We start from the raw sequence: 13,068 nt of genomic DNA, 5'->3' as shown, positions 1-13,068 counted from the left end.
TATAGCACTAGGTTAAACATAAATGCTCACTTTGTTTAATTCCTATCTTAACGCTATAAATATATTATATAACTCAAAGATTAAAATTAAATGAGAAAAAACTAATAATTCATTAAAAAGCGAATAAATTATTGATTAATTCAGTGTAAATTGCGCATTTCCCTACTCATTAAGAATAACACAACTTACAAATTAATAAAATACTGTTATAATAGTAGAAAGAAATTATGTAGAAAAGAGGCATTTTTTTAATGGAAACTTTATTCTCTGGCATCCAACCTAGTGGGATTCCTACAATAGGAAATTACATTGGTGCGCTGAAACAATTCAATGAAATTCAATATAATTATGATTGCTATTTCTGTATTGTAGATCAACATGCAATAACAGTACCTCAAGATCGACTAAAATTACGTGAAAACACACGTAAGTTAGCAGCTATTTATTTAGCTTCCGGAATCGACCATGAGAAAGCAACATTATTTATCCAATCTGAAGTACCTGCTCACATTCAAGCAGGTTGGATTTTAACAACAATATCTTCAATTGGTGAATTGGAAAGAATGACACAATATAAGGATAAAGCTCAGAAACAATTTCAAGGTATCCCAGCAGGTTTATTAACTTACCCACCTTTAATGGCAGCTGATATTGTACTATATAATACAAATATCGTTCCAGTAGGCGACGATCAAAAACAACATTTAGAATTAACTAGAAATGTAGTAGATCGTTTTAATACTAAATACAATGATATTTTAACTAAACCTTCTATTCATATGCCGAAATTCGGTGCAAGAATTATGAGCTTACAAGATCCAACTAAAAAAATGAGTAAAAGTGATGATAATCAGAAAAACTTTATTTCATTATTAGATGAACCAAACGTTGCCGCTAAAAAAATAAAAAGTGCCGTAACTGACTCTGATGGTATTGTTAAATACGATAAAGAGAACAAACCAGGCATAAGTAACCTACTTGTCATATACTCTAGTATCACAGGTCAAACTGTTGAAGAATTAGAAGCACAATATGAGGGCAAAGGTTATGGAGATTTTAAAACCGATTTATCAGAAGAAGTTAAACGATTCTTAACAGACTTCCAAGAAAAATATAACTATTTCTATGAAAACAAAGATATTCTAGACGAAATCCTTGATCAAGGTAGAGATAAAGCTAGTAAAGTCGCTAATAAGACGCTTAAAAAAATGGAAAATGCAATGGGATTAGGTAGAAAAAGAAAATAACCATAAAATTATGAGACTAGAAGATCAATCCTAACTCAAAATAAATAAGCATATTACTTAACTGATTAATACAGTTTGAAAGTGATATGCTTATTTTTTAAATCTATAATTTTGTTCATATAAGGTTGCGCTTGATATAGTTTGATCCAGTAGTCACATACTCTTACTATCCGAGCAAGTGACAGCACTAGACAAATTCGTTATAACTCTCAATATTTTATACAAAGTTTTCATAGACGACACTGGCAATGTTGAAAAAGCTTGATTTGAACGCATTTTCAATCCAATCAACTACTGCCAATATATAATATAATTTAGGAACAACTTTATGAGACAATAACGGTAGCCTTATTGACTATTCTTACCAAACGTGTCAATAACGAGGCCCTCAATGTATTCATAATGACAGCGATGTTAATAATACACATTAGATTTCGTAAATTAATTCTTAATTATAATAAAAATCTTTATTGTTACTTCCATAATAAAAAGAGTTACTCGTCTAAACATCATAGTCTAAATGAGTAACTCTTATTTAATATTTGTGCATTATTTTTTATTTTTCAATATATGCTTCTTTCAATGTAGATACCCCACCAAATTGGTGATTAACGACGTTTTTAACATTTGGTTTTTGTAGTTGAGCTACACCAACTTGGTAAAGCGGTACAATACCCGCTTCGTTTAACAACATACCTTCTGCTCGTTGTAATTCTTTTAGTCGTTTATCTGGATTTTCAGCTAGTGATGAGTCTGCTGCTTTAATAATCTTGTCATATTCTTTATTAGACCAGCCTGTGTTGTTATGTGAACCATCTGTTACATAAAGCTCTAAGAATGTCATCGGGTCAGGATAGTCTGGTATCCAGTTTTCTAATGACATTTCATATTGCCCTTTAGAAACAACATCAAGTTTTTGTTTAAATGGTTGTTGTTTAATTTTAATATTTACACCATCTAAATTTTTCTCAAGTTGTTCTTTGAAGTATTCAGCATCTCTTTTAGCTGTATCTTTGTCGTATGTCATTAATTCAATCGTAAATTCATCTTTCCCTAATTCTTTTTTAGCTTTTTCAAAATGTTCTTTAGCTTCTTTCACATTGTAGTGATTTTCATTTTTAACGCCATCTTGGTATTCATTACCTTTACTGTCTTTAACAAAGTCTTTTGGCACAAAGTTATCAGCTGGAATAGATCCGTTATTTAAATTATTTTTTACATAAGCTTTTTTATCAATTGCTTTTGCAAATGCTAATCTAAAGTCTTCGTTTTTAAATTCTGGAACTTTATCTTCGTTTAATTTGAAATAATAAGTTATTGTATCTAATTCCGTTGTGTAACCTTTATCATCTTTATATTTATTAACTTGTTCTGCAGGTAATTCAACAATGTCTAATTTATTTGTTTCGTATAAATTTACTGCAGTAGAAGCTTCTTTTACAACTTTGTAATTAACTTTATCCAATTTAACTTTATCTTTATCCCAGTACTCATCGTTTTTCTCAAGTGTAACTTTGTCATCTGTTTTCCATTCAATCATTTTGAAAGGACCATTATATAATGTGTTTTTCAAAGTTGTACCATATTTATCGCCTTGTTTCTCAACGAATTTTTTATTTTGCGGCATAAACGTACCGAATGAAAGTAATTCTTTATAGTATGGTAATGACTTCGTTAGTTCGAACTCTAATGTGTGGTCATCTATAGCTTTTACACCAAGTTCTTCTGGCTTCTTATCTCCAGAATTGACTTCTTCTGCATTTTTAATGTCGAATAATATATAAGCATATTCAGATGCAGTATCTGGATCAACTACTTTTCTCCAAGCATATACGAAATCATTTGCTGTAACTGGGTCTCCATTAGACCATTTAGCATTTTCTCTTAATTTAACTGTCCACTTTTTACCGTCGTTAGTGATTTTCGGCTCCCCTTTAGCGACAGCTGGAATAGCTTTATCGTCTTTATCTAATGTATACAAACCTTCCATCGTTTGGAAAAACATATCAAATGAAAGTCCATCAGTAGCCATTGCAGGATCCATTGTTGGAACATCTCCATTGATTTGGAGGTTTAATGTTTGACCATCTTTTGAACTTTTTCCACCGCTTCCTCCTGATGAACAAGCACTCAATACTAAAACTGCAGTTAACAATATCGATAAAATTTTTATACCTTTTGACATGTAACTCATCCCCTTAGTTTCTATTTATTTAAACTATGATTTGTTACTTTTGCTTACTTGCATGCTTTAAGTCTGTGTCTCCCCCAAACTTATGTCTTTCAATGTCATTAACATAACTTTGAGTTAAACGTGCATTACCTTGTTGGTAAATAGGTATAATAGTCGCTTCATCTAATAACAATGACTCAGCATCTTGCATTGCTTCAACACGTTCTTGCTCTTTCTTCAGTAGTTTATTTCCTGAATCCTCAATTTTCTTATCATATTCTTTGTTTTTCCATCCAGTTTCATTCATAACATTATCGCTAGTAAATAATTCTAGGAATGACATAGCATCTGGATAATCAGGAGCCCATCTTCCAAATGAAATTTGATAATCCATACTTGATTCTAATTTTAATTTTTGTTTAAACGGTTGCTGTTTAACTTTAATTTTTACACCAGGTAAATTTTGTTCGATTTGTTCTTTAAAGTACTCAGCGTCTTTCTTGGCATTGTCTTGATCATAAGTTAATAATTCAAATGTAAATTCATCTTTACCAAGATCTTTTTTAGCTTTTTCTAAATGCTTTTTAGCTGATTCTTTATCAAATTTATTTTCTGTTTCGACGCCTTTAGTATAATCTTTACCTTTAGTATCTTTTACAAATTCGGTCGGAACTAATGTTTTAGCTGGTTTAGAACCATTGTTTAAATTACTCTTAACATATTGTTCTCTATCAATCGATTGGGCAATTGCCATTCTTAAATCTTTATTTTTAAATTCTGGTACATCCTTTTGATTCATTCTCATAAAGTAAACTCTAGCTTCTAGTTCGGTATTATAAGCTTTATCGTCTTTATATTTATTTACGTTTTCAGCTGGTATTAAAGCTTCATCAACATCACCAGCATTATACATATTTAAAGCTGTTTGAGGTTCTTTAACAACTTTGAAGTTAACACTGTCTAATTTTACATTTCCTTTATCCCAATACTTATCATTTTTCTTCAAAGTATAATTATCTTCTGTTTTCCAATCTGATAAAGTAAACGGTCCATTATATAATGTGTCTTTAGCTGTTGTTCCGTATTTATCTCCTTTTTCTTTAACGAACTTTTCATTTTGAGGTAAAAATGAACCGAAAGTAAGTAACTCTTGATAATAAGGTAATTCACGATTAAGTTTAATTTCTAAAGTTTTATCATCAACCGCTTTTACACCTAACTCTTCAGGTTTCTTTTTACCTTTATTAATATCTTCAGCATTCTCGATATCAAACATGATAAATGCATATTCAGAAGCTGTCTTTGGCGTAACTAACTTTCTCCAAGCATAAACGAAATCATTTGCTGTAACTTTCTCTCCATTAGACCACTCAGCATCTCTTAATTCTATCGTCCAAGTTAAACCGTCATCAGATTTCTTTGGATCTCCTTTCGCTATACCCGGAATAGCTTTATCATGTTTATCTAATTTGTACAAACCTTCCATTGTGTTATTCAATACATCAAAAGAAGTTGCATCTGTTGCTAAACTTGAATCCATCGATGGTATATCAGAAATTGAAATAAGACGTAATGACTTGCCATCCCCTGCAGCATCACTGTCCTTCTTTTCCTTTCCACCCCCGCTACATGCTGACAAAACTAAAGTTATCGACAAAAGTACTAATGAAATTAATCTCAACCTCTTCTTTCTCATAAACATATCCCCTTATTCGATTTTTGAAAATTCAGTCATTTTCTGAACTTTCTTTAATTATAAAGATATTTATAATTTGTCGCAACTTAATTTTTCTATTATATGTATAAATTATGTTCTTCTTGTTCATATATTTAGTGATTCCACTTATAAAATAAAAAAACCTTACAAAACATTTAAGCTTTGTAAGGTTCTATCTATTAAATATTATTTAGCACCTTTTATTTCTACTTCTTTAAGGGTATAATCTCCACCATATTTATGGTTTTGCCAATTTTTGATATAAGGCTGTCTTAAACGTGCTGATCCTGTTTGGAATAGCGGCGCGATAGATGCTGAATCTAAAAATTGCGTTTCTGCATCTTGTAATTTTTCAATTCGCTTATCTTCGTTCTCTTCTTTAAGCATTTCATCTGAATTCGCTTCTTCCAAAGCTTTATCATATTCTTCATTAGCATAGCCTGTTTGGTTATGAGGTGAATCAGATGTAAATAAATCTAAGAATGTTGTTGGGTCTGGATAATCTGGGAACCACCCAGCAAATGAAATATCGAAATCTTTTTTAGATTCTAATGCTAATTTCTGTTTAAAAGGTTGTTGTTTAATTTTTAATGTAACGCCTGGAAGATTTTTTTCTACTTGTTCTTTAACGAACTCTCCTGCTTTTTTAGATTCATCTTCATCATATGTTAAGAGTTCTATTGTGAATTTATCTTTTCCTAAATCTTTTTTAGCTTTTTCAAGTGATTTCTTAGCATCATCTTTATCAAATTCCAGTGGTGATTTCACACCATCTATATAATCTTTACCTTTACCATCTTTAACGAAATCTTTAATCATTAATGTATCTAATGGTTTAGATCCGTTGTTTAATAAGGAATCGACATAAGATTTTTTATTTACTGATGTTGCTATTGCTTTTCTTAAATCTTCATTCTCTAAATCTTTATTTTTCTCTTTGTTAATTCTAAAGAAATAGCTTCCTGAAGTAGACTGGGTAGAGAAGTCTTCTCTATCTTTATATTTTTTTACGTTTTGTGCATCCAATCCTACCATATCTAGCTTACCAGTTTGGTACATATTAATTGCTGTTTGTGTATTTTTCACAACTTTGATATTAACATCTTTAAGTTTAACTTTATCTTTATCCCAATATTTATCATTTTTCTCTAATTTCCACTTATCTTCAGATTTCCATTCTGTTAATTTAAACGGGCCGTTTGATAAAGTTGTTTCAGCTGTTGTACCAAAATCATCACCATGTTTTTTCACAAATTTTTCATTTTGCGGCATGTATGAGCTGAATGCTAATAAACTTTCCATCCATGGAACATCTTTTACAAGTTTAATTTCTAATGTTTGATCATCAATTGCTTTAACGCCTAGTTCTTCAGGTTTTTTATCACTGTTTGTAATTTCTTTTGCATTTTCTATGTTTTCAAACATATATGAAAATTCAGCAGCAGTATCTGGATCTACAGTACGTCTCCATGCAAATACAAAGTCGTGAGCTGTTACTGGATCGCCATTAGACCATTTTGCATCATCACGTAGCTTAATCGTCCATGTTTTACCATCGTTTGATTTTTCAGGTTCACCTTTTGCTACACCTGGTACTGGCTTATCATCTTTATCTAATACATATAAACCTTCTAATGTTTGTGTAAATGTCGTAAATGAAACTTGGTCAGAAGCTAATGATGGATCCATAGTAGGAATATCATCGCCAGAAGATAAATTTAATTCGTTCTTGGATTTAGATTGTTTAATGTTATCGCTATTATCTTCTTTTTCGTTGCTACCGCATGCTGCTAACGTTAATATAATCGCACTTATCACTGCAAATAAAGCTGTGAGTTTTCTCTTCATTTTATTACTCCCCTTACATTTGGTGATTTAATAGCTTTCAGTTAATTAATTAAGAAGCTTATACAAAAAGGCAATCAATATTCCCATCGATTGCCTTAATTGTTTGATTATTTAGATCCTGCGATTTCTACTTCTTTAAGTGAGTAGTCACCACCGAATTTATGTGGTTGCCAATTCTTAACATAAGGTTGACGTAAACGTGCTACACCTTGTTGGTAAAGTGGCCCAATAGAAGCAGATTCTAAGAATTTACTTTCTGCATCTTGTAACATTTTAGTACGTTTTTCGCTATTTTCTTCTTTCAGCATTTCATCAGTATTTGCTTCTTTTAACGCTTTATCATATTCAGCATTTGAATATCCAGTTTGGTTATGTGGACTATCTTTCTTAAATAAGTCTAAGAATGTTGTTGAATCAGGATAGTCAGGACCCCAACCAGCAAATGAGATATCATAGTCCCCTTTAGATTCTAAAGCTAATTTCTGTTTAAACGGTTGTTGTTTAATTTTTAATGTAACACCTGGTAAATTTTTCTCAACTTGTTCTTTAACAAATTCAGCAGCTTTTTTAGATTCATCTTGATCATAAGTTAATAGTTCAATATCAAATTTATCTTTACCAGTTGCTTTTTTAGCTTTTTCTAATAGTTTTTTAGCTTCTTCTTTATCATAGTTTAATGGAGATTTAACACCATCGATGTAGTCTTTCCCGTCTTCATCTTTAACGAAGTCTTTAACCATTAATTTATCAGAAGGAACTGAACCATTATTTAATAAAGAATTTACATATTCTTTCTTGTCTATTGATTTAGCAAATGCTTTTCTTAAATCTTCATTTTTTAAGTCTTTATTCTTAGTATTGTTAATTCTAAAGAAATAGTTAGATGAGTTGAGTTCAGTAGAGAAGTCTTCTCTATCTTTATACTTACTAACATTTGAAGCATCTAAGCCTACCATATCTAATTTACCTGTTTGGTACATATTAATAGCTGTTTGTACTTCTTTAACTACTTTATAGTTAACTTCTTTAAGTTTAACTTTGTCTTTATCCCAATACTTATCATTTGGTTCTAATTTCCAATTGTCTTCTGTTTTCCATTGTGTCATTTTGAATGGACCATTTGATAATGTTGTGTCAGCTGTAGTACCGAATTTCTTGCCTTGTTTTTCGACAAATTTTTCATTTTGTGGCATGAATGATCCGAATGCGAATAAACTTTGCATCCATGGAACGTCTTTCACTAATTTAACTTCTAAAGTTTGATCATCGATAGCTTTTACGCCTAGTTCTTCAGGTTTTTTCTTACCCGATGTAATTTCTGATGCATTTTCGATGTTTTCAAACATATATGCATATTCAGCAGCTGTGTCTGGGTCTACAGTACGTTGCCAAGCATATACAAAGTCATGAGCAGTTACAGGGTCCCCATTTGACCATTTAGCATCATCACGTAACTTCATCGTCCAAGTCTTGCCATCGTCAGATTTCTCTGGATCGCCTTTCGCAACACCAGGTACAGGTTTATCATCTTTATCTAACACGTATAACCCTTCTAAAGTTTGGTTAAATGTAAAGAATGAAACTTGGTCAGTAGCTAACGATGAATCCATCGTTGGTATATCAGATGTTGAAGATAAGTTTAAGACGTTTTCAGATTTTTCACTTTTAACGCCGCCTTTACCTCCACTATCATCTTTTTTGGAACCTCCACCACTACAAGCTGCAAGTGTTAGTACAGCTGCAACTAAGATTGACATGAGTACAGAAAGTCTTTTCCTCATATAGTTACTCCCCCTTGTTTTCTGTCTTCTGAAAATTCAGAAGCTTTAATAATATTATATTTTAAAAATGTATGAAAAACAATAGAAATTCACACAATTTTCAAATAATTGTTATTTTACACTTTCAAATTATTAATAATTAGTTGTAATAATAATTCTATTAGTACATATTATGCTTCTGATAAATTAAATGTCTTGTTGTAATTTTCTTTTTTCTTAGCAAATTCTTTCTCAGAACAATATACGTAATGCTCCGGCCCTACTTCTCTCAATTCTAGCTCTTCATCATCAGTATATTGATGTACGTCAGGATCGTATGATGATCTTGTTCTTGTTCTTTCAGATTCTGGATCTGGTAATGGAATAGCTGACAATAATGATTTAGTATATTCATGTTGTGGATGTTTATATATTTGATCTGATGGTCCAAGTTCAACTAATTTACCAAAGTACATAACACCGATTCTATCTGATATATATTTAACCATTGATAAATCATGCGCGATGAATAAGAATGTAATTCCTTTTTCTTCTTGCAATCTTTGCATTAAGTTTACAACTTGTGCTTGAATTGAAACGTCTAAAGCTGAAATAGGTTCATCTGCTATAATAAATTCTGGTTCTACTGCTAAAGCACGTGCTATTCCTAAACGCTGTCTTTGTCCGCCAGAGAATTCATGTGGATATCTATTTGCATGTTCTTTATTTAAACCTACTGTTTCCAACAATTCGTAAACACGCTTTTTTCGTTCTTCGTTGCTAGAAACTAATTTATGTACATCTAATCCTTCAGCAATAATATCCATTACTTTTAATCTTGGATTTAAAGACGCATATGGATCTTGGAAAATCATTTGCATACGTCGATTAAACTTTAATAAATCTTTACGTTTTTTGATGTTTTGAATATCAACATTATCAAATATAACTTTTCCATCCGTTGCATCATGTAATTTAATAAGTGTTCGTCCAGTTGTGGATTTTCCACAACCAGACTCCCCTACTAAACCTAATGTTTCACCACGATATATTTGGAATGAAATATCATCTACTGCTTTTACTTCATTTTTCTTGCCTTCGTTGAAATATTGTTTCAAATTCTGTACGTCGATTAATATTTCTTTTTTCTCAGCCATTAGAACGTCACCCTTTCTACACGCTTCGGCTTATCAAACTGGTCAGGTGTTTCTTTTAATTTATTTTTAACCGCTTCTGGTAAGTCTACTTCTGGTGCTCTTTCATCTAACAACCAAGATTTCACGAAATGTGTAGGTGAAACTTGGAACCATGGCGGTTCTTCCTTGTAGTCGATATCCAGTGCATAATCACTTCTCCTAGCGAACGCGTCTCCTACAGGCGGCTTTATTAAATCTGGTGGTGTACCAGGAATTGCAAGCAACTCTGTTTCATGAGATGTTTCAAGGCTTGGCATAGAAGATAGAAGCCCCCAAGTATACGGATGTTTCGGATTATAGAAAATTTCATCTACTGAACCTGTTTCTACAATTTGTCCACCATACATTACAGCCACTCTATCAGCTACGTTTGCCACAACACCTAAGTCATGGGTGATAAAAATAATTGATGTATCAATCTTATGTTGTAACTCTTTCATCAACTCTAATATTTGAGCTTGTATAGTAACGTCCAAAGCAGTTGTAGGTTCATCCGCTATGAGTATTTTTGGATCACAAGCCAATGCCGTTGCAATAACAATACGTTGTCTTTGTCCACCTGAAAATTGGTGTGGGAAATTATTAAAACGATTCTTTGCGTTAGGCAATCCAACTAAATCTAAAATATCTAATGCCCTTTTCTTAGCATCACTTTTAGATAATTTTTGGTGCTTAATAAGAGGTTCCATAACTTGCTTTCCTATTTTCATAGTTGGATTTAATGAAGTCATTGGATCTTGGAAAATCATCCCTATTTCCTTACCTCTGATTTTTTGCATTTCTTTTTCTTCTAACTTCGCTAAATCTTTACCATCAAATAAAATAGAACCTTCTTTTATTCTGCCTACTTTACTTGGTAGTAATTGCATTAAAGCTTTTGTAGTAACTGATTTTCCCGAACCAGATTCACCAACAATTGCGAGTGTTTCACCTTTATCAAGATAAAAATCTACACCTCTAACTGCTTGTACTTCCCCCGCGTCAATGTCGAAGGAAACTTTTAAGTTATTTACTTCTAAAATTCTCTTAGCCATAATTCATTTCCTCCTTATTATTTACGCATTTTAGGGTCAAAGGCATCTCTTAGACCATCACTGAATAGATAGAAGAATAAGATTAATAAGCTTAATACCACAGCTGGAACAAATAGTTCATGTGGGAAGATCAATAACATCTTTCTTCCTGTATCAACTAGAGAACCTAATGATGCTTGTGGTGCTGGTATACCGAGACCAATAAAGCTTAAGAATGCTTCGAAGAATATTGCACTTGGTACTGTAAACATTGACGTTACAATAATTGGTCCAAGTGTGTTTGGCAAAATATGTTTAAAGATTAATTTATAATTTGATACCCCTAATGTTCTTGAAGCCATTACGAATTCTTGTTCTTTAAGTTTTAAGAATTGTCCACGAACAATACGACTCATACCTAGCCAACCTGTAACGGACATGGCTAAAATAATTGTCCACATTGACGGATCGAATAATAACACGAACAAGATAACAACAATTAAGTTTGGAATTGAAGATAATATCTCAACAATACGTTGCATGATATCATCCGTCCTACCACCGAAGTAGCCAGATAAAGCACCGTATATTACCCCAATAAATATATCTAATGCTGCTGCTATTACACCGATGAATAATGATACTTGCGTACCTCTCCATGTACGTGTCCATAAGTCACGTCCTAATTCATCTGTACCAAACCAATAGTTCTCATTTACATTAGATCCTTCGTAAACATCGAAGCCGTCTCTATCTGTACCATCAAATGGCAAGAAAGGAACTTGATCTAATACTGGTATTTTTGGTGGCAAGTTAGCGTGTGACACGTTTTGGTCACTAAACTTATGATCATTCATAAGTGGACCAACTAGTGATAATAAAGTAAGTAATACTAACCCTATTAAACCAATTACTGCTAATTTATTACTTTTTAGTTGAGCCCAAGCATCTTGCCAGAATGTACGACTCTTTCTTTCAAATTTCTCTTCAACCACTTTGTCTCTACCGTGAAGAACAAACTTTTCAGCCGGCACCCCTTGTGTAGAATGTGTGATTGAGGCATTGTCATAACCGCTATTGTTTAATTTATCTTTCTCATGATCGTTATTAGCCATTATTTTTTACCTCCTTCAACACGAATTCTAGGGTCAATAAGACCATACAATACGTCTACAATAAAGATTGAAATTATAAATAAGAAACTGAATAGTAATGTTAATGCCATAATAACTGGATAGTCATTCGTTTGAATTGAACGTACGAACTGGTCACCTAGTCCTGGCACTCCAAAGATGTTTTCAATTGTCAATGTACCAGTTAAAATCCCAGCTAACATTGGAACAATAATTGTAATAATTGGAATTAAACCATTACGTACAGCATGTCCGAATATTACTCTTGAACTGGACATCCCCTTAGCTCTCGCTAATTCTATGTAATCAGAGCCCAATACCTCAATCATTTCAGAACGTATATAACGTGCAATTGTTGCTGTTACACCTGCTGCTAAAGCTAAGGATGGTAACACTGCAGTCATAAATCCACTCCAACCTGCTACAGGGAAGATTTGCCATTCAACAGCAAATACATATTGTAGCAACACTGCCAGAACGAATGACGGCACCGAAATGAAAATAACTGATAAGAAGGTTGCTCCATAGTCAATAATCGTATTTTGCTTGATTGCGGCCACTATACCGAGCAATAGTCCGGTAATTGTACCTAAAATCATCGCGTATGTACCCATTTCAACAGAGGGTCCTAGTCTTGGTTTTATTAAACTCCAAACTTCTCTGTTATCGTATTGGAATGAAATACCGAAATCACCTTTAGCTACATTTTTTAGGTAATTTGCATACTGTACTGATACAGGATCATTCAAACCATACTTTTCGTTTATAATAACTTTTTGTTCTTCTGATAATTTCTCATCGTTGTACGGTGAACCCGGTAACAATTTCATTAAGAAAAATGTTATCGTCATAATTAAAAACAATGATATGAACATATAAAGAATACGTTTCAAAGTGTACTTAACCATTGTTTTGCCTCCAATCCCCTTATCGAATTCATATTTCTTTTAATATTCAGAAATATTTATATACATTATACAG

9 protein-coding genes are annotated in these 13,068 nt (G+C 32.4%); 1 reads left to right on the top strand and 8 read right to left on the bottom strand.

Going from position 1 to position 13,068, the window contains the following annotated elements; all coding sequences use genetic code 11:
- Nucleotides 1–251: 251 nt before the first annotated feature.
- On the top strand, nucleotides 252–1,247 hold the full coding sequence (gene trpS / locus LQ688_RS04270) for a tryptophan--tRNA ligase (protein ID WP_064204855.1): 996 nt from the start codon (nucleotides 252–254) through the stop codon (nucleotides 1,245–1,247).
- A gap of 556 nt (nucleotides 1,248–1,803) precedes the next feature.
- On the opposite strand, the gene LQ688_RS04265 is transcribed toward trpS, so the two are convergent.
- From LQ688_RS04265 to opp3b, 8 genes are all read right to left on the bottom strand, one after another.
- Entirely contained in the window at nucleotides 1,804–3,432 is a 1,629-nt protein-coding gene (locus LQ688_RS04265; protein WP_239752641.1) for a peptide ABC transporter substrate-binding protein, read from the bottom strand.
- A 43-nt stretch (nucleotides 3,433–3,475) separates the two neighbouring features.
- Nucleotides 3,476–5,116: a peptide ABC transporter substrate-binding protein gene (locus LQ688_RS04260; protein WP_064204853.1), complete on the bottom strand. Its 1,641-nt coding sequence runs from the start codon at nucleotides 5,114–5,116 to the stop codon at nucleotides 3,476–3,478.
- Nucleotides 5,117–5,323: 207 nt separating this feature from the next.
- Complete coding sequence (locus tag LQ688_RS04255) at nucleotides 5,324–6,985, bottom strand: peptide ABC transporter substrate-binding protein (RefSeq protein ID WP_070045156.1); 1,662 nt, start codon at nucleotides 6,983–6,985, stop codon at nucleotides 5,324–5,326.
- A gap of 107 nt (nucleotides 6,986–7,092) precedes the next feature.
- Nucleotides 7,093–8,766 carry a peptide ABC transporter substrate-binding protein gene (locus tag LQ688_RS04250; protein ID WP_016999389.1) on the bottom strand — a complete coding sequence of 558 codons (1,674 nt, stop codon included), beginning with the start codon at nucleotides 8,764–8,766 and terminating at the stop codon, nucleotides 7,093–7,095.
- A 170-nt stretch (nucleotides 8,767–8,936) separates the two neighbouring features.
- Nucleotides 8,937–9,902 carry an ABC transporter ATP-binding protein gene (locus LQ688_RS04245; RefSeq protein ID WP_064211100.1) on the bottom strand — a complete coding sequence of 322 codons (966 nt, stop codon included), beginning with the start codon at nucleotides 9,900–9,902 and terminating at the stop codon, nucleotides 8,937–8,939.
- Entirely contained in the window at nucleotides 9,902–10,975 is a 1,074-nt protein-coding gene (locus tag LQ688_RS04240) for an ABC transporter ATP-binding protein (RefSeq protein WP_016999391.1), read from the bottom strand. The genes LQ688_RS04245 and LQ688_RS04240 overlap by 1 nt, the downstream gene beginning before the upstream one ends.
- A gap of 17 nt (nucleotides 10,976–10,992) precedes the next feature.
- On the bottom strand, nucleotides 10,993–12,069 hold the full coding sequence (gene opp3C, locus LQ688_RS04235) for an oligopeptide ABC transporter permease (RefSeq protein ID WP_016999392.1): 1,077 nt from the start codon (nucleotides 12,067–12,069) through the stop codon (nucleotides 10,993–10,995).
- Nucleotides 12,069–12,995 carry an oligopeptide ABC transporter permease gene (gene opp3b, locus LQ688_RS04230; RefSeq protein WP_016999393.1) on the bottom strand — a complete coding sequence of 309 codons (927 nt, stop codon included), beginning with the start codon at nucleotides 12,993–12,995 and terminating at the stop codon, nucleotides 12,069–12,071. Before opp3b ends, opp3C begins: the two co-directional genes overlap by 1 nt.
- Nucleotides 12,996–13,068 lie beyond the last annotated feature (73 nt).

Origin of the sequence: Mammaliicoccus sp. J-M40 (genome assembly GCF_022386395.1) — a bacterium.
Classification (GTDB): Bacteria; Bacillota; Bacilli; order Staphylococcales; family Staphylococcaceae; genus Mammaliicoccus; species Mammaliicoccus lentus.
Note: the sequence above shows the minus strand (reverse complement) of the source record. Positions and strands in the feature narration are given on the sequence as shown.

Bases quoted from the DNA above. Each gene is read 5' to 3' on its own strand.
- trpS (WP_064204855.1), top strand. From the start codon at position 252: ATGGAAACTTTATTCTCTGGCATCCAACCTAGTGGGATTCCTACAATA.
- LQ688_RS04265 (WP_239752641.1), bottom strand. From the start codon at position 3,432: ATGTCAAAAGGTATAAAAATTTTATCGATATTGTTAACTGCAGTTTTA.
- LQ688_RS04260 (WP_064204853.1), bottom strand. From the start codon at position 5,116: ATGAGAAAGAAGAGGTTGAGATTAATTTCATTAGTACTTTTGTCGATA.
- LQ688_RS04255 (WP_070045156.1), bottom strand. From the start codon at position 6,985: ATGAAGAGAAAACTCACAGCTTTATTTGCAGTGATAAGTGCGATTATA.
- LQ688_RS04250 (WP_016999389.1), bottom strand. From the start codon at position 8,766: ATGAGGAAAAGACTTTCTGTACTCATGTCAATCTTAGTTGCAGCTGTA.
- LQ688_RS04245 (WP_064211100.1), bottom strand. From the start codon at position 9,902: ATGGCTGAGAAAAAAGAAATATTAATCGACGTACAGAATTTGAAACAA.
- LQ688_RS04240 (WP_016999391.1), bottom strand. From the start codon at position 10,975: ATGGCTAAGAGAATTTTAGAAGTAAATAACTTAAAAGTTTCCTTCGAC.
- opp3C (WP_016999392.1), bottom strand. From the start codon at position 12,069: ATGGCTAATAACGATCATGAGAAAGATAAATTAAACAATAGCGGTTAT.
- opp3b (WP_016999393.1), bottom strand. From the start codon at position 12,995: ATGGTTAAGTACACTTTGAAACGTATTCTTTATATGTTCATATCATTG.